This is a genomic window from uncultured Hymenobacter sp. (assembly GCF_964243305.1).
In the GTDB taxonomy this organism is placed as follows: Bacteria; Bacteroidota; Bacteroidia; order Cytophagales; family Hymenobacteraceae; genus Hymenobacter.
On sequence record NZ_CAXTEF010000055.1, the window covers coordinates 1 to 17,167 of the forward strand.

Genomic DNA, 17,167 nt, shown 5'->3' on the forward strand with positions numbered 1-17,167 from the left:
GACGGCCTGGGGCCGTCGGACCGGACCAGGCGGCGCGGGCGGCGCTAGAGTTAGGGAGGAGGGATAGGAAGTTGGCCGCCGAACTCCGGGGGGCCGTTTGCCGTTCGGGGCTGCTTATGACACAGATTTCTGGAAGGCGGACGTTGGGTTGGGGACTATGGCTGGCGCTGCTGGGGCTGGCGCCGCTACCGCTGCGGGCCCAAACCGCCACTTCCCTACCCCCCCCGGCCGGCGCGACCGCCGACACCACCCGCACGGTGCGCCTGCCCGCCGCCACCGTTACGGGCTACGGCCAGCAGCTGCCGCTGCGGCGCACGGCGGCCGGCATCGGGCTGCTGGAAACGGCGGCGCTGGAGCGCTTCAGCCAAACCTCTATCACGCAGGCGGTTAACACCTTGCCCGGCGTGCGGCTGGAAGAGCGCGCCCCGGCCAGCTACCGGCTCAGCATCCGCGGCAGTACGCTGCGCTCGCCGTTCGGGGTGCGCAACGTGAAGGTGTATTACTTCGATATTCCCTTCACCGAGCCAGGGGGCACTACCCCCCTCAACTTGCTCGACCCGGCGCAATTAGGTAGAATTGAGGTGCTGAAAGGGCCGGCTGGCAGCGTGTACGGGGCCGGCACGGGCGGCGTGGTGCGCCTCGAAAACCGCCGCCCCCAGCCGGGCCAAAGCGGCGGGCAGGTGGGCTTCACGGCGGGCAGCTACGGGCTGCGCCGCCTCTCGGCCGTGGCCGAAACCGGCGGCGCCTCAGCCGCCAGCCCGAACTATCTGCGCGTACAGTACGCCCGCCAAACCAGCGATGGCTACCGCCAGAATAGTGCGCTACGCCGCGACGTGTTGGCCCTGGATGCCGAAACTGCGCCCGCCGAAAACCAGACCCTGGCCGTCCACGCCCTCTACACTGACCTCGACTACCAGCTGCCCGGCGGCCTCACCCGCGCCCAGTTCGAGGCCGACCCGCGCCAGGCGCGGCCCGCCACCCGCACCAGCCCCGGCACCGTGGAGCAGCGCGCCTACTACGCTTCCCAGACCGCCCTGCTGGGCTTGACGCACGAGTACCGCTTTACGGAAAGATGGACCAGCCGGGCCACGCTCTACGGCACGGGCACCCGCATTCGGACGCCCTATCTGGTTGACTTTGAGCGCAACACCAGCGTGGGCGGCGGCGGGCGGGCCAGCCTGAGCTACCGCGCGCCGCTGGCGGGCCGGCTGCTGCGCCTGACGGCCGGCGGCGAGGCCCAGGCCGCCTTCCTGAGTGGCCGCAGCTACCAGAACCTAGCCGGCACGCCGGGGCCACTGCGCTACGACGACGAAATCACGACCCGCACCGGCTTCGGCTTCGCCCAAGCAGATTATGAGCTGCCAGCCGGCCTGCAACTCACGGCCGGCGCCAGCTACAACCGCCTCACGTACCGCATCAACCGCCTGAGCGACAACACCGGCCCGGCCACCGCGCCCGCCCGCAGCGGCTACCAGATTCGCCGCGACTTCCGGCCCGAAATCTCGCCCCGCGTGGCTTTGCTCAAGGAAATTACCGACCAGCTCTCGGCTTACGTCAGCGTGAGCAGCGGCTTTTCGCCGCCCTCCGAAGCTGAAATCCGCCCCTCCGACGGCAGCATCAACCAAGCCTTGCAAGCCGAGCGCGGCCTGAGCTACGAGGTCGGCAGCCGCGGCGCGCTGCTGGCCGGCCGCCTGAGCTACGACGTGGCCCTGTTTGATTTCGAGCTGAAAAACACCATCGTCGTCCGCAGCAACGACCAGGGCACCCAGCTTTTCGCCAACGCCGGCACTACCCGCCAGCGCGGCGCCGAAGCCGCTCTCAGCGGCTGGCTCTGGCGCCCGGCAGCCCTTGCTGCCGACGCGGCTTCCAATTCCCTACCCCCCTCCCCGACCGCAAGCCGGCCGGCTGCTGGCCTGCGCGCCTGGGCCAGCTACGCCTACAACCACTTCCGCTTCGGCCGCTACGAGTCGCTGGGCCAGGACTACAGCGGCAACCGCCTCACCGGCACCACGCCCCACACGCTCAGCGCCGGCCTCGATTTCAGCGAGCTGCACGGCTTCTACGCCAACCCCAACCTGAGCCACCAGGCCCGGCTGCCGCTCAACGACGCCAACTCCGACTACGCCGCCGGCTACTGGACTTTCAGCGCCCGCGCCGGCTGGCGCCGCGCCTTGCCAGGCGGGTTTAACGTGGATGTTTTCGGCGGCGTGGATAATGCCCTCGACCGCCGCTACAGCCTCGGCAACGACCTCAATGCGTTTGGCGGGCGCTACTTTCAGCCCGCGCCGGCCCGCAGCTGGTATGGCGGCGCGCTGCTGGGCTGGCGCTGGCGGTGAGAACGGGGCACCTCACGCCCGCGCCTTCTTCTTCCGCTTTACCGCCTTCGGCCGCCGCGGGCGGGCCGCCCGTTCGGCCTTGCGCTCCTCCCGCGCTTGCAGGCGGCCGGGCAGCCGGGCCATCAAGCGCTCGCGCACGTGCCGCGCCAGGCGCGAGAGCGGCACCTGGTTGGTGTCGCGCAGCAGCCGGGCGACTTCGCGGCCCCGCAGCAAACTCACGCCCGTCAGGCCGCAGGCCAGCAAAAACTGCTTGACTTCTTCCAATAGCAGCAGCGCGGCCAGCGGCGCGAGCTGCACCGTGGCGTTGTAGCGGGCTTCGCGGTGCGGGCGCAGGCCGTCGGGGGCCGCCACCAGGACACCCACCCACTCCGGCAGCAGCGGCAGCAGCGCCAGCAGGTGCTTTTCAGTCACCACGAAGGTCACGAAATCGTACACCTCGGCGTAGCAGCGCAACTGGTTGGGCACCCGCAGCAAGGTGTCGCGCTCGCCCTTGATTTCGTAGCCGTGCATGAACTCCTCGGTCAGGTGCACCACGTCGGCGCGGGTCGTGCCGGTCGGCAGCTCATCCACGTGCACACCGCCGTGCAGCAGTGGGTAGAGCAGGGCGCGGATGGCGGGGTCGTTCACGCTGCGCGAGTTATGAGTTAAAAGTTATGAGTTAAAAGTTGGCAGACTTCGCGAGACTTAATTTCAACTTCTTTTAAACTTTGCGTTAAATGCCGCCCCCGCCTTCCCGCAAAAGTAAATTCCACCAACTTGCCCGCATGAATTATTTCTTCCTGCTATTACTCGTGTTTGTTACTGCTTCCGCGCCCGCCCCTACCCCCCCTGATTTCAGCAAGTACCCCACCTACAATGGCCCCGACCTGGGTCTGACTTTCACCAAAGCTAAAATGCGCCTGCGCGTGTGGGCGCCCACCGCCGAGGCGCTCACGCTGCGCGTGTATGCCCAAGGCACCGGCGGCGCGGCCCTGGCTTCCTACCCCATGCGAAAGGCCGAAGGCGGCACCTGGACCCACGCCCTGCCGGCGGGCACTACCGGCTTCTACACCGTGCAGGCCACGATTAGGGGAAAAGTTATGGGCGAAGTGGCCGACCCCTACGCCCACGCCATCGGCCTCAACGGACAGCGCGGCGCCCTGCTCGACCCCGCCAAGGCCTCGCCCGCCGGCTGGGCCGATGATTTTCGTCCGGCCCTGAAACAGCCCACGGATGTCGTGCTGGGCGAAGTGCACGTGCGCGACTTTTCCCAGCACCCGCTCTCGGGCATTCAGCACAAAGGCCAGTATTTGGGCTTCACCGAAGGCGGCACCCGCGGGCCGGGCGGCGTCAGCACCGGCCTCGACCACCTTCAGGAGCTGGGCCTGACCCACGTGCACCTGCTACCCACCAACGACTTCGCCTCGATTGATGAATCCCTACCCCCCGCCCGCCGCCCCTACAACTGGGGCTACGAGCCGCTGCACTTCTCGGCGCCCGAAGGCTCGTTTTCCACTGACGCCGCCACCCCCGCCGCCCGCCTCCGGGAGCTGAAGCAGCTGGTGCAGGCCCTGCACGGCCGCGGCCTGCGCATAGTGCTCGACGTGGTATACAACCACACGACGAATGATGTCCGCTTTAATCCGTTCGAGCAGCTCGTGCCCGACTACTACTACCGCCAAGACGCGGACGGCAAGCTCTCCAACGCTACCGCCTGCGGCAACGAAGTGGCCTCCGAGCGGCCGATGGTGCGCAAGCTCATCGTGGAATCCGTGGCGTACTGGGCGCGCGAATACCACGCCGACGGCTTCCGCTTTGATTTGATGGGGGTGCTGGATATTGAAACCATGCGCGCCGTGCGCGTGGCGCTAGACCAGCAGGACCACTCCATATTAATGTATGGCGAAGGCTGGGCCGCCGGCCCCTCGCCCCTGCCCGAAGCCCGCCGCGCCGTGAAAGCCAATATGAGCAAGCTGCCCCGCATCGCGGTCTTCGGCGACGAGCTGCGCGACGGCGTGAAAGGCCACTTCGCCGACCAGAAGCAGCCTGGCTTTGCCAGCGGCCACCCGGGCCTGGAAGAGAGCGTCAAATTCGGTGTTGTGGGGGCGGTTTCGCATCCGCAGCTGGAGTATGCCAAGGTCAACTACAGCAAGGCGCCCTGGGCCGGCAGCCCGGCGCAGGCCATCAGCTACGTGGCCTCGCACGACGACCAGGTGCTTTGGGACAAGCTGCGCGCCTCCAACCCCGGCGCCTCCGAAGCCGAGCTAATCAAGATGGATTTGCTCAGCGCGGCCATCGTCCTGACCTCGCAGGGTATCCCGTTTCTGCCGCTCGGCGACGAGTTTCTGCGTACCAAAGGCGGCGCCCACAACTCCTACAACCTGCCCGACAGCGTGAACCAGATCGACTGGGGCCGCAAGGCTAAATACGCCGAAGTGTACACGTTCTACCGCCGCCTGATTGCGTTGCGCCGGGCGCACCCAGCCTTTCGGCTGCCCACGCAGGAGCTGGTCGCGCGGCACTTGGTGTTTTTGCCGGGGCTGCCGCCCGGCACCATCGCCTACCAGCTGCGCGAGCACGCCGGCGGCGACGCCTGGCAGACGATTACCGTGGTGTTTAATGGGACTAAGGCGCCGGCGGCGGTGCCGATTCCGGCCGGCGCCTACAAGGTCGTGCTGCGCGAAAATGAGGTCAAGGCCAGCGGGTTGGGCCGGCTGGAAGCCGGCACGGTGCCGATTTCGGTACCGGCTTCGTCGGCGCTGGTGCTGGCGCAGTAGCTCCTTTGTCAGAACAAAGGAAGAACGAGGTAGAGACGCAAGATATCGCGTCTCCTGGCAGTGCGAGGGGCGCAGTAATCTCATTTGATTGGATTCCCCTACCCCCCTACGCGCGAGGAGCACGCGCGAGGAGACGCAAAATATTGCGTCTCTACCTCGTTCGGGTTGCCGGCCGCCAATGGAAAAAGTAGCCTGACCACGCCCAGTCGCCCGACCCTACCCGGCCGGCTCCGTTTAACGGGCATTCTTCTCCTTATCAAAGCACTGTTCCCGCCCATGTACCACGTCGTCACCCTCACTCTGAACCCGGCCATCGACAAAAGCACCCGCGTGTCCCAGCTCGTGCCCGAGCAGAAGCTGCGCTGCGAGCCGCCCAAAACCGAGCCCGGTGGCGGGGGCATCAACGTGGCGCGGGGCCTGCGCCGCCTGGGGCTGGCCGCGCCGGCGCTGTTTGTGGCCGGCGGCCCTTCGGGCGAGGTGCTGCGGCAGCTGGTGCTGAGCGAGGGCCTCACGCCGCTGGTAGTGCCCACGGCGGCCTGGACCCGCGAGAATTTTTCGGTCGTGGACGCCTCCTGCAACCAGCAGTACCGCTTCGGCATGCCCGGCACCACGCTCACGCCCGACGAGCAGGCCCTGGTGCTGAGCACCTTAGCCGAGCTGACGCCCGCGCCCGACGTGCTGGTGGTCAGCGGCAGCCTGCCGCAGGGCGTGGCCCCGAGCTTCATGGGCGATATTGCCCGCTGGGCGCGCCAGGCCGGGGTGAAACTAATCGTGGACACCTCCGAACAGGCCCTGCAAAGCGCCGTGGCTGAGGGCGTGTACCTGCTCAAGCCCAACCTGGGCGAGCTATGCCGGCTGGCCGGCACCGACTCGCTCGATAGCGAGTCGGCAGGCGCCGCGGCGCGGGCCATCATCGCGGCGGGCAAGTGCGAGGTTGTCGTGGTCTCGCTGGGGGCCAATGGGGCCTGCCTCGTCACGGCCGACGGCACCGAGCACATCGCGGCACCAGCCGTCAAAAAACAGAGCACCGTGGGCGCCGGCGACAGCATGGTCGCAGGCATGGTGTACGCGCTCAGCCAAGGGCGGCCCGTGCGCGAGGCCGTGCGCCTGGGCGTGGCCTGCGGCACGGCCGCCACGATGAACTCCGGCACCGAGCTGTTTCAACCCGCCGACGCCGAGCGGCTGTTTCAGTGGCTGCTCCAAACCATGCCCCAGCCCGCGCTTGTGAGCTGAGAGTAGGGTGCGGGGCTGGTGCCCTATGGCTGGTAAGAACGTGTTGGGGGATTAACAGGGGCATAATCGATTGAGGCACATCGTGGTGTTAGCAACAAGCAGCCAGGTTTCGTGGCTGGCGGGGGTAAAGTCGTAGTCGATGGCGAGTCGGCGAAAGCACACGAGCCAGGCAAACGTGCGCTCGACGACCCAGCGCTTGGCCACGGGCACGAAGCCGCGGGCCGTGGGCGGGCGAGTGCCCACTTGGTGGACGAGCCCCAGCGCGTGGAGGTGGGCGGCGAAGTGCCCGCGGTAACCTTTATCCGTCACCACGGTGGTCAAGCGCTGGCCCCAGGCCGGTCGTGTGGGAAGCAATTGCAGGGCCTGCGTGCCGTCGTGGCCGTTGGCCGCCTGGACGCGGCAAGCGAAAATGCGGCCGTCCACGTCGGTGGCAATCTGCCGTTTGCGCCCATTCACGTGCTTGCCGCCGTCGGTGCCCCGGTGCTCAAAAATGCGCGGCGCGAGTTTGATACTCTGGCTGTCCACGCACACGAGCGAAGGCGTGGCCGCCCGGTTCGCTGCCAGCCGGTCGGCTTGGTTCAGGGCTTGGTTCACCTGCTGCCAGAGGTGCTGTTGTTGCCAGCGCCGGAAATAGTAGTAAACCGCCGTCTAGGCAGGAAACGAGGCCGGCAAGCTGCGCCATTGGCAACCCGTGCGGCAGATATAACGCACCGCATCAACCACTTGGCGTAGACACAGGCGGCGTTTGCGTTGCACCAGCAGTAGCGGGGCCATAACTTGCCACTGCGAGTCAGTAAGGGGTTGATGTCCGGCAACCATAATGCCAGCGGAGCCTAGGAACTCCGCTGCAACTTACTGGCTCGTTTGCTTTTTTACCCCAGTTAATTCCCCAACACGCTCTTAATAGTTCTTGCGGTATTTATGGCGTCGCCCTCACATCTGTCAGGCTAGTTAGGCCTGACAGATGTGAGGGCTATTTAATAGCCTAGAAGATTTATTAATTTGAAAAAATAGCCTTTTCATTTTGAAAAATATTCCTCCCCGCCCGGCTTCGTGCCGGGTAGGGATTTTTTATTAACCAATTGACCATCAGGTAACAGTAAACTAAAAATAAGTTTTGCTCCTGACCCGGCACTGGTATTGGCATCTGACCACCGTCACCAAACCACTCGCCCGCCGTCATGGCCATCTTCGACAACCTCACCAAAGCCGCCAAGGGCTTCTTCATCGAAGAAGATGCCGAGCAGCCGGCACCGGCCGCCAGCCCTACCCCCCTCGCCGCGCCCCAGCCATCCCTACCCCCCTCGGCCGCGCCAATGGCCGGTACCCCAACGCCTGCCCAGCCCGAGCAGCGGCATCTCGACCACATCGCCGGGCTGCTGGCTTCCGATGGCAAGGATTTCGGCGCCTATACCAAGCTCGTCAAGAGCATGGCCGGCAGCGGCCTCACCGGCCCGCTGCTCTACCAGACCGCCTTCAACGCCTTTGCTGCCCTCACCGGCGCCGACCTGCCGGCCCTGCTGGCCTCGGCCGACGCGCAGGCCGAAAAGCTGGCCGCCGACCGCGCCCGCGTGCAGCAGCGGCACCGTGAGAAGCTCGGCGAAACCCCGAACCCGCAAGCTCTGCCCGGCGCCATCGCCCAGCTCGTGCGGCAGGAAGCCCAGCTGCAAACCGCCGTCGCCGACCTCACCCGCCAGCTGGCCGAGCGCCAGCAGCAACTGCAAGCCGCTCAGCAGCACTTGCAGGCCGAGCGCCAGAAAACCCAGGCCGCGCTGGCCTCCTACGAGCTGGCCCACGCCGCCGCTGCGACCGACTTGCAAGCCCACCGCCAGGCCACGCAGTCCTTCTTGACCGCCAAGTAGCGTGGACTCTGCGAGTCCGCGCGGGAACGACACCCGCACGACTTGTACAATCTACCCACGCGCGGACTCGCAGAGTCCACGCTACTTCCCAACGGCGCGCTACTTCTCATTACCTCTCACATTCTCAATTCTTTACCAATGACTTCCCTACCCCCCCTCAATTCCGAAACCGGCCTCCCCAAGTGGCAGCAGCCGGAAAAAGTCGCCGGCTGGGTTTTCCTGGCCGGAGCCGTGGGCGCCGGCGTCTACTACTGGGGCCGCATCGTGCCCTTCCTGGTCGATATGGTGTTCGACACCGTGAAGCTGGGCATCGGGCTCGGGACGCTGTTCGTGGCGTTCCTGGTCTTCACCAACAAGCGGGTGCAAACCGGCCTCTGGTACGCGGGGCAGCGGATTCTGCGCACCGCGGCCGGCATTTTCGTGAATACCGACCCTATCGGCATCATGGAGGACTACATCTCGAATACCGAGAAGGAAGCCCGCAAGATGGACGCCGAAGTCGGCCACATCGAGGGCGCCCACGAGCTGGTGAAGGCTAAGCTGCAAGCCAACACCGCCCAAATGAAGGAGTACCTGGGCCTGGCCAGCGCCGCCACCCGCCAGGGCGAAAAGGACCTGGCCGAGAGCTACGCCAGCCGCGCCGCCCAGCTTCAGGACTACAACCAGCGCCTCCAGCCGATGGCCACCACCACGGCCAACGTGACCGTAGTAATGCGCCAGATTCTGAAGGCCGCCCTGCGCCAGATTGACGGCAGCAAGTTCAAAGTCAGTCTTTTAAAGGACGAATACGCGCTGGTCAAGCGCACCAGCTCCGGGATGCGGGCGGCCATGAACATCCTGCGCGGCGACCCCGACAAGAAGTACTTCTTCGACCTGGCCACGGACCGCGTGGCGCAGGACATGGCCCAGCAGCTCGGCCAGATTAAGCAGGCTATGCGCTACTCGCAGGAGTTCGTCAAGGAAATGGACATCCAGAACGGCGTGATGAGCGAGAAGGGCCAGCGCCTGCTGGAAAAGTACCAGAAAGGCGATTTCAACGCCGTGCTGGCCGAAAAGCCCCAGGCCCAGCCAGCATTTCTCACCACTAAAAAAGCGTCCGATGATGCCTATTCTAGCCTGCTTGATTAGCCTGCTGCTGAGCTACGGCCTGATGCGTAGCGCGGACTTTGTAGTCCGCGAGTGGGCCGCTCCGGCCGCCCACGCCGCGAGCCGGCCCACTCCGACGGCCCTGGACCGTCCGACCGGCTGTCGGCAGGATGGCCGAACTGTCCCTACCCCCTCCTTTCCCTCCAAACGGCGCGAACGACGGCCGACCGGACGGCCTAGGACCGTCGGACCGGACCGGCTCGCGGGGCTAATCCGGTAGCACTGCGACACTCTAAAAACCTCTTTTCTACGGCTTTCATCCGTGCCTTTGGGCGCGGGCGCGGACTACAAAGTCCGCGCTACTTTCCTTCTCAAGACCATGACAACGCGCGGTAAAATTGTAATTGGCGCCCTGCTCGTGGCGCTGCTCTACTTCGGCATCAACAAGCTGGTTTCCAGCGGCGCCGTGTTCAAAAAAGCCGACACTGAGTCGGTATTGCTCAACTCCATCGAGCTGCCCGCCGCCACGGCCGGCAGCCGCGCCACGGCCGTAGTGCCGTTGGCGGTGCTGCCTGGCACGGCGCCCGCCGACAAAGGCACGCCCGTGGTCTGGGAAGTGATGGCCTGGAACTCCCAGATGGCCGGGATGCTGGCCAACGGCGGCCCGCGCACCACGATGGGCTCCAGCCTGGCCGCCAACGGCCTCGACCTGCAGATTGTGCGTCAGGACGACGTGAGCAAGATGCAGGCAGATCTGGTGAAAAACGCCGTGGACTTGGAAAGCAACCCTGCTACGCCGGGGCTGATTGTGAGCATCATGGGCGACGGGCTGCCGGGCTTCTCGGCCATGCAGGACCAGCTCAAGAAGGCCGGCACCCAGCTTCAGATTATCCCTTATTCAGTGGGCAAATCCTTCGGTGAGGACAAGCTGATGGGCCCCAAGGAATGGCTGGAAAACCCCAAGCTGGCCCTGGGCAAAACCATCGCCTGCTACCTGCGCGACGGCGACCAGAACATCGCCCTGAAATGGTGCGCCGACAACGGCCTGAAAGTCAACCCCGACGAGACGACCTACGACCCCGACGCCGTGAACTTCATGGCCGCCTCCGACTTCCTCGTGGCCGCCGAAAAGTACATTCTCGGCAAGCCTGAAAGCCGCACCAAAGTGGTAAACGGCAAGAACACCGGCGTGAAAATTGACGTGCCCGCCGACGCCGTGGCCACCTGGACGCCCGGCGACGTGAACATCGCCAAGCAGAAGGGCGGCCTGGTGAACATCGTCTCGACCAAGGACTACTCGAACCAGATGCCCAACATCATGGTCACCACCAAGCGCTGGTACGACGCGCACCCGCAGGAAGTGCTGGGCCTGATGACGGCCTTCGCCGTGGCCGGCGACCAGGTGAAGGCCCACCCCGAAGCCCTGACCCGCGCCGCCGACATCTCGGCCGCTGTGTATGGCGACCAGGACAAGCCCGGCGCCTACTGGCTCAAATACTACAAGGGCGTGAGCGAGGCCGACCGCAACGGCGAGGTCGTGGAGCTGGGCGGCTCGAAAGCCTTCAATTTCAGCGACAACCTGAATTTGTTCGGTCTCGATGAGGGCGGCACCAACATCTACGCCGCGGTGTACAAAACCTTCGGCGACGTGCAAAGCCGCCTCTACCCCAAGGAGCTGCCCAGCTACGTGCCGCTAACCGAGATGCTGGACCTGGGCCCGCTCAAGCAGCTCCAGGCCAAGTACAAGGGCAAAACGCTGGCTCCCGCCGACCAGCCAAAGTTCGCCGCCGACGATGAAATCCGCCGCAGCGTGAGCAAGCGCGCCTGGAACATCGCCTTCAACACCGGCCAGAGCAGCTTCACGCCCGCCGCCGAGCGCGACCTCAACCAGCTCTTCGACGACCTCGTGGTAGCTGGCCGCCTGAAAGTGGCCGTCCACGGCCACACCGACAACGCCGGCGACCCGCAAAAAAACCAGCAGCTCTCCGAAGACCGCGCGATGGCCGTGCAACAGTGGCTGCAAACCAAGAGCCGCAGCGCCTTCCCCGACGGCCGCGTGCAAGTCTACGCCCACGGCCCCGGCGAGCCCGTGGCCAGCAACGCCACGCCAGAAGGCAAGGCTAAAAACCGGCGCGTGGAGATTGTGCTAGGCAATTAAAAAGTAGCGTGGACTCTGCGAGTCCGCGCACGAGCGCAGCGAGTATCGCCGCCTGCATCTTAAAACACTATTTTCCAAGCACGGGCGCCGGCGATGATACTCGCTGCGCTCGTGCGCGGACTCGCAGAGTCCACGCTACAGGCCATGAAAACCCTTTTCACCCCCAACGCCCAGCCGCGCCGCAGCCTGTTCCTGACGATGGTCGTCGCGCAAGGCGCCATCCTGCTGCTGCTCTGGCTTTTCCTACCCCTGCAACTCTTCCCCAGCCTCGGCGAAGTGTTCCGCTCCCTCGGCGACCTCATCACCAGCCAGGGATTAATCCAGGAGCTTTGGGCGAGCATGACCACGGCCCTGCAAGCGCTGGCTGCCGCCACGGTGCTGGCCCTGGGCATCTCCTACCTCACGGCGCTGCCCTTCTTCCGCCCGCTGGCCTACGCCGCCACCAAGCTGCGCTACCTCACCCTCACCGGCCTCACGTTTTTCATGGCCCTGATGCTCAGCTCCGGCCATCAGGTCAAGCTCTCGGTCCTGATTTTTGGGGCCACCGTGTACCTGGTCACGGGCATGACGAGCGTGATTCTGAGCACCACGCAGGAAGAAATGGACCACGCCCGCACCCTGGGCATGAGCGAGTGGCGCAGCTTCCTCGAAGTCGTGGTGCTAGGCAAGCTGGCCGACATGCTCGAAGTCGTTCGCCAGAATTTCGCCATCGTCTGGACCCTGATTACGCTGGTCGAGACGCTGTATCAGTCGGAAGGCGGCATCGGCTTGCTGCTTTATAAGCAGAACCGCTACCTGCACCTGGATGGCGTCGTGGCCATTCAGCTGGTTATTCTGGCCACGGGCGCGGCGCAGGATTACGCGTTCGTGCTCTTGCGCCGGGTGTTTTTTCCCTACGCCGTGCTCACGAGCGCCAAGTAGCGTGGACTCTGCGAGTCCGCGCGGGAACGACACCCGAACGTCAACCTCACTACCCACGCGCGGACTCGCAGAGTCCACGCTACTTCCCTACCCCGCCACATACGTGTAAGGCCACTGCTGCCAGTCCTCTACCAAACCAGCCTTCACCGGATTCTCCAAAACATAGGAAATGATGCGCGGCATCTCCCCCTTTCGCACCACGTGGTCGTAGCTCTCCGCTTGCCAGAAAGCCCCGGTCCTACCCAGCAGCTTATTTGCCTGCGTGGCCGTGTAGCTCTTCAGCCGCTGCAACGTCTTAATCAGCGGCGGCGCATCCGGGGCCAGCATCACCACCAGATGCACGTGGTTCGGCATCAAGCAGTAGCACACCAACTCGTAGCTTTTGCCGTCAAAATAATGCAGCGACTGCGCCACCAGCGCCGCGATATCGGGCTGCCGCAACCAAGTCGGTCCACTGTCATTCGCAGCCAGCTGCGCATCAAAGCGCCCGAAATACCTTTTTTGCTCGGCATAGAGCTGAGCCGGCTCCGGGATGAGGCTTCTCTGCACCAACTCGGTTTCGGCCCGCAGCTGCTCCAGCACCTCGCGGGGAAGGCTGCCCGCCAGCCGAAAAGTCAGGAAAACCGCCTCACCCGGCGGCAACCGGTGCGGCAGATTCCGCTCATAATAAATCAAATCAGTCATCGCGCAATGTAGCGCCAAGTAGCGTGGACTCTGCGAGTCCGCGCGGGAACGACACCCGAACATCCCCCCATCCATCATACGCGCGGACTCACAGAGTCCACGCTACATAATATGACTGCCCACGCCTACACCCACACCCAGCCCCTGCTCACCCTAGACGGCATTGCCATGTCCTTCGCCGGCGAGCTTATTCTGCGCGACATCAGCGCCCAGGTCCTCGACGTTATCCGGCCCGGAATGCAGCAGGGCCAGGTCGTGGGCTTCTACGGCCGCTCAGGCATCGGCAAATCGGTGTTGTGCCGCATCATGGCCGGGCTGCTGGTCCCCACGGCCGGCACCGTGCGCGTGGGCGAGGGCCAGCAAGCCGTGGCCGCCGGCCGCGTGGGCTTCGTGCAGCAGCGCTACCCCCTCTTCGACCACCGCACCCTGCTCGACAACCTGCTCGTGGCCGCCGAGCGCAAGCACGCCCCCGCCGACGCCCGCACCCTCACCGAGAGCTACTTAGAGCGTTTCGGCCTGAGCGCCCACCGCAAGAAATACCCGGCCCTGCTCTCGGGCGGGCAGCGGCAGCGCGCCGCCATTGCCCAGCAGCTGCTCTGCTCCGACCACCTGATTCTGCTCGATGAGCCCTTCTCCGGCCTCGACGTGGCCATGATTGATGAGGTGAAGAAAATCATCGCCGAAGTCACCACGATGGACGAGCTGAACACAGTCGTCATCGTCTCCCACGACCTCGTGACCACCACCGCCCTCGCCGACCGCCTCTGGCTGCTCAGCCACGAGCGCGACGCGGCCACCGGCGCCCCGCTGCCCGGCGCCACCATCAGCCCCCAGCACCAGTACAACCTGGCCGAAATGGGCCTCGCCTGGCACGAAAACGTGGAAGCCGAGCCCGAATTCACGCAGTTCGTGGAGCACCTGAAGCAGGAGATTCGGGGGAGTTAGGGTTGAGAAAGGTCACGCACTTGCCAATCTGGGGCCGGGCGGTTTGACAGATTGTAAAGTGCAAACCGAAGGCCCCACTCTTCCAGCTTAGCGTTCAGGCGTTGTTCGAGCGTAGTCTTGCCCTGCCGCTCAGCCAATCGCCGCAAGTTATTCTCGCCACTGACAGCTTGAACTGGCACCGGGGCTGGTTCCACTAGCAACAATATCACTTCAATAGTCGGATTTTGGCTAAGACAAGCATGTGGACGCAACGACTCCTCACCCAACCGCTCAGCTAATACCAATCCGGCAAGAGTGCCAGCCGTTTTTTGCAACACCGTGGTGAACAATTCCGCATGGCGCGGACCTGCCTTCATTGTTCGCTTACGGTCATCTTTGATTTCGATAAACTCTAGCCGCTCCGGTAAGCCTGGCAGCCGACAAATAATGTCTACTCCGCGCACATGCGTTACCCCGCCTTGCTCAATAATGCGCCGATAAAAGCTCGCAGGCTCACCCGTTTTGGAATTCGCTTGCCGGTCATATTGCACGACCTGCCAGCCATCCAAGAATTCTAAAACTAACTCCCGCTCAGTGATTGTCGGCATGGAGCTACTGGTCTTCTCTGGCGAAAATCTCTTCTAAATCATCAGCCTGCTCCAATTCCACTTCCAGCGCAACCACATCAGGCAGAAATTTGAAATCATCTTTTGTGACGACTGTAGTGGGCTGTCCCGGCTCCGCATTCAAACCAAAATAGCGAATCGGTAGTGGCCGTATATTTTCATGTCGTGAGAGAATGTGAAATTCTTTTAGCAAGCTCATACTGTGCGTAGCTAGGATAATCTGGAATCCTTGCTTAGCCAATGCAGCTAGAGCCTTCGCTAGCTCCCGTAACATTGCTGGATTCAAGTTGGCTTCCGGCTCATCCCAAAAAAGGGTAGTGGCCTTCTCTAAACTACTATTACCGAGTAGATAAGCTAGAACTCCCAACTTACGAATACCCTCAGCTGCCAAGTCTATTTCTAAACGTTCTTCTTCTGAGCGATAAAGAAAAAACTGGTTATCCTCAAAACGGATTTTTCCCTGCATTAGCACTTCTAACGCGGAGATTACAGGTTGAATACTAGCATCCAACTTACGCAGTAGCGGCGAACTTAATAGATTACATAAATCAAAATAAGTTCGGTCAATAGCTAGTGAATATTTTTCATAAAGTCCAGGGAGCCATGAGGTCAATGTTAAAGCTTCTTTAGGGGGTATGAACACTGGCTTTGCAACATTTTCAGTTACAATTGGAGCTGTTTGAGTTCCAATACTTATACTACTCGTCTCCCGAGTGTTTTCGTCTTTAGAGTGTATTTCAAATACAAGTTTTTCTTCTTCAGAGGCACCAAAATCGACTGTGATTTCTGCTTCCTCATGTGCATCCCATCGAATCAGATGTCCTAACTGTTTAGATAAAAAAACTTGTGGCAATAATTTATAAAGATTGCTAATCCAAGCAAGCGAGCTTATTAATGGAGCATTTAATTGACTAGCTGAAAAATCTCTGCTCACATTAAATCTTACTATCTCAGCTATATACCCCAACTTCAGCACATGGCTTTTACCCGTGCCATTGGTCCCGACAATCACATTCAGCCCCGGCCCAAACTCAAAGTCGGCGTCGGCGAAAACCGTGAAATTCTTGATATGAAGGCGCTTTAGCATATCCCAAAACTACTGCGTAATTGCGGCTTAATCCAGTTCCCTACCCCCCATGCCCACCGGCACCCTGCTCATCATCGACGACGAGGCGCGGCTGCGCCAGCTGCTGGCGCGGGTGCTGGAGCTGGAAGGCTACACCCTGCTGCAAGCCCCCGACGCCCACCGCGGCCTCGACGTGCTCGGCCAGCACGCGGCCGACATCCTGGTCATCATCTGCGATGTGAAGCTGCCCGACGCCAACGGCGTGGAGCTGCTGCCCCGCCTCAAGGCCCAGGCGCCCGACGCCGAAGTCATCCTGCTCACCGCCTTCGGCACCATCCCCGACGGGGTGCAGGCCATGAAGTCGGGCGCCTTCGACTACCTCACCAAGGGCCAGTTTGAGCAGCAGTTTATCGTGGTCGTGGAGCGCGCCGCCGAGAAGGCCCGCCTGCGCCGGCGCGTGCGCGAGCTGGAAAGCCGCCTGGGCCAGCAGCACCGCTTCGAGACCATGATTGGCGTTTCCGAGGCCCTGCGCCGCACCCAGGACCTGGCTCGGCAGGTCGCGCCCACCGACGCGACCGTGCTGTTGGAAGGGCCAACCGGGGCGGGCAAAGAGCTGTTTGCCCAGGCCATTCACCAGGCCAGCGGGCGCCGGGGCAAGGCGTTCGTGGCCGTCAATTGCAGCGCCTTCCCACGCGAGCTGCTCGAATCCGAGCTGTTTGGCTACCGGAAAGGCGCCTTCACCGGCGCCCTCACCGACAAGAAGGGCCTGCTGGAAGAAGCCAACGGCGGCACCCTGTTTCTGGACGAAATCGGCGAGCTGGAGCTGAACGTGCAAGCCAAGTTTCTGCGGGTGCTGGAGTTGCAGCAGTTCACCAAGCTCGGCGACACCAAGCCCACGAGCGTGAACGTGCGCCTCGTGGCGGCCACCAACCGCAACCTCAAGCAAGAAGCCGCCGAGGGCCGTTTCCGCCCCGATTTATACTACCGCCTCTCCGTGTTCACCATCCAGGTGCCCTCGCTGCGGGAGCGCCCCGCCGACGTGGGCCCGCTGGCCGATTTTTTCCTTCAGCACTTCGCCGCCCGCCTCAGCAAGCGCCTGCCCGGCCTCGCCCCCGAGTGCCTGGCCGCCCTGCAAGCCTACCCCTGGCCCGGCAACGTGCGCGAGCTGAAGAACGTCCTCGAACGCGCCGCCATCCTGGCCCCCGCCAACGAGCCCCTGGCCGCTGATTATCTGCCCGACGAGTTCCAGGCCCTGGCCGCCGGCAAATCCCTACCCCCCTCCGCCACCGACGAGAGCCTGCGCGGCCTCGAAGCCCGCCACATCGGCCGCCTCATGCAGGAGCTGGCGGGGAATAAGCCCGAAGTAGCGCGGCGGTTGGGCATTGGGCTGACGACGCTGTACCGGAAGTTGCAGGAGTACGGGGTAGAGAGTTAGGGAGGGGTAGGGATTGTGAGAGCTTGCCCGGCCCCGGCAACCCCACCCCTAGCCCCTCCCCGATGGGGAGGGGGACTAGT

At 63.5% G+C, this 17,167-nt stretch carries 15 protein-coding genes and 1 pseudogene; 10 read left to right on the plus strand and 6 right to left on the minus strand.

What is annotated here, in order from left to right; translation table 11 throughout:
- Positions 1-116 precede the first annotated feature (116 nt).
- Entirely contained in the window at positions 117-2,336 is a 2,220-nt protein-coding gene (locus ACFE70_RS19020; protein WP_375419369.1) for a TonB-dependent receptor, read from the plus strand.
- A 12-nt stretch (positions 2,337-2,348) separates the two neighbouring features.
- On the opposite strand, the gene ACFE70_RS19025 is transcribed toward ACFE70_RS19020, so the two are convergent.
- Positions 2,349-2,963 carry a sce7726 family protein gene (locus ACFE70_RS19025; RefSeq protein ID WP_375419370.1) on the minus strand — a complete coding sequence of 205 codons (615 nt, stop codon included), beginning with the start codon at positions 2,961-2,963 and terminating at the stop codon, positions 2,349-2,351.
- 137 nt (positions 2,964-3,100) lie between these two features.
- Here ACFE70_RS19025 and pulA point away from each other — a divergent pair, with 137 nt between their 5' ends.
- On the plus strand, positions 3,101-5,092 hold the full coding sequence (gene pulA, locus ACFE70_RS19030; RefSeq protein ID WP_375419371.1) for a type I pullulanase: 1,992 nt from the start codon (positions 3,101-3,103) through the stop codon (positions 5,090-5,092).
- A gap of 276 nt (positions 5,093-5,368) precedes the next feature.
- On the plus strand, positions 5,369-6,325 hold the full coding sequence (locus tag ACFE70_RS19035; protein WP_375419372.1) for a 1-phosphofructokinase family hexose kinase: 957 nt from the start codon (positions 5,369-5,371) through the stop codon (positions 6,323-6,325).
- Positions 6,326-6,376: 51 nt separating this feature from the next.
- On the opposite strand, the pseudogene ACFE70_RS19040 reads toward ACFE70_RS19035, so the two are convergent.
- Positions 6,377-6,958 (minus strand): annotated as a pseudogene (locus ACFE70_RS19040) (IS5 family transposase); the annotation flags it as partial.
- Between the two features lie 15 nt (positions 6,959-6,973).
- Entirely contained in the window at positions 6,974-7,144 is a 171-nt protein-coding gene (locus ACFE70_RS19045) for a transposase (protein WP_375419373.1), read from the minus strand.
- Between the two features lie 362 nt (positions 7,145-7,506).
- Here ACFE70_RS19045 and ACFE70_RS19050 point away from each other — a divergent pair, with 362 nt between their 5' ends.
- From ACFE70_RS19050 to ACFE70_RS19070, 5 genes are all read left to right on the plus strand, one after another.
- Positions 7,507-8,187: a hypothetical protein gene (locus ACFE70_RS19050; RefSeq protein WP_375419374.1), complete on the plus strand. Its 681-nt coding sequence runs from the start codon at positions 7,507-7,509 to the stop codon at positions 8,185-8,187.
- Positions 8,188-8,325: 138 nt separating this feature from the next.
- Entirely contained in the window at positions 8,326-9,315 is a 990-nt protein-coding gene (locus ACFE70_RS19055) for a PspA/IM30 family protein (RefSeq protein ID WP_375419375.1), read from the plus strand.
- Complete coding sequence (locus tag ACFE70_RS19060) at positions 9,287-9,553, plus strand: hypothetical protein (protein ID WP_375419376.1); 267 nt, start codon at positions 9,287-9,289, stop codon at positions 9,551-9,553. The genes ACFE70_RS19055 and ACFE70_RS19060 overlap by 29 nt, the downstream gene beginning before the upstream one ends.
- 99 nt (positions 9,554-9,652) lie before the next feature.
- Positions 9,653-11,431: an OmpA family protein gene (locus ACFE70_RS19065; protein ID WP_375419377.1), complete on the plus strand. Its 1,779-nt coding sequence runs from the start codon at positions 9,653-9,655 to the stop codon at positions 11,429-11,431.
- Positions 11,432-11,575: 144 nt separating this feature from the next.
- Positions 11,576-12,352, plus strand: a complete 777-nt coding sequence (locus ACFE70_RS19070; protein ID WP_375419378.1) for an ABC transporter permease — start codon at positions 11,576-11,578, stop codon at positions 12,350-12,352.
- A gap of 87 nt (positions 12,353-12,439) precedes the next feature.
- Here ACFE70_RS19070 and ACFE70_RS19075 read toward each other — a convergent pair whose 3' ends face one another.
- Positions 12,440-13,036 (minus strand): transposase, encoded by a 597-nt coding sequence (locus ACFE70_RS19075; RefSeq protein ID WP_375419379.1) that lies wholly within the window; start codon positions 13,034-13,036, stop codon positions 12,440-12,442.
- A gap of 111 nt (positions 13,037-13,147) precedes the next feature.
- On the opposite strand from ACFE70_RS19075, the gene ACFE70_RS19080 reads away from it, so the two are divergent.
- Positions 13,148-13,981 (plus strand): ATP-binding cassette domain-containing protein, encoded by an 834-nt coding sequence (locus tag ACFE70_RS19080; RefSeq protein ID WP_375419380.1) that lies wholly within the window; start codon positions 13,148-13,150, stop codon positions 13,979-13,981.
- On the opposite strand, the gene ACFE70_RS19085 is transcribed toward ACFE70_RS19080, so the two are convergent.
- Both ACFE70_RS19085 and ACFE70_RS19090 read right to left on the minus strand, forming a co-directional pair.
- Complete coding sequence (locus ACFE70_RS19085; RefSeq protein ID WP_375419381.1) at positions 13,978-14,568, minus strand: hypothetical protein; 591 nt, start codon at positions 14,566-14,568, stop codon at positions 13,978-13,980. The two genes, ACFE70_RS19080 and ACFE70_RS19085, sit on opposite strands and share 4 nt — an antisense overlap.
- A gap of 4 nt (positions 14,569-14,572) precedes the next feature.
- Positions 14,573-15,673, minus strand: coding sequence for an ATP/GTP-binding protein (locus ACFE70_RS19090; RefSeq protein WP_375419382.1), 1,101 nt, complete (start codon positions 15,671-15,673; stop codon positions 14,573-14,575).
- A 49-nt stretch (positions 15,674-15,722) separates the two neighbouring features.
- On the opposite strand from ACFE70_RS19090, the gene ACFE70_RS19095 reads away from it, so the two are divergent.
- Positions 15,723-17,087 (plus strand): sigma-54-dependent transcriptional regulator, encoded by a 1,365-nt coding sequence (locus ACFE70_RS19095; protein ID WP_375419383.1) that lies wholly within the window; start codon positions 15,723-15,725, stop codon positions 17,085-17,087.
- Positions 17,088-17,167: the final 80 nt, after the last annotated feature.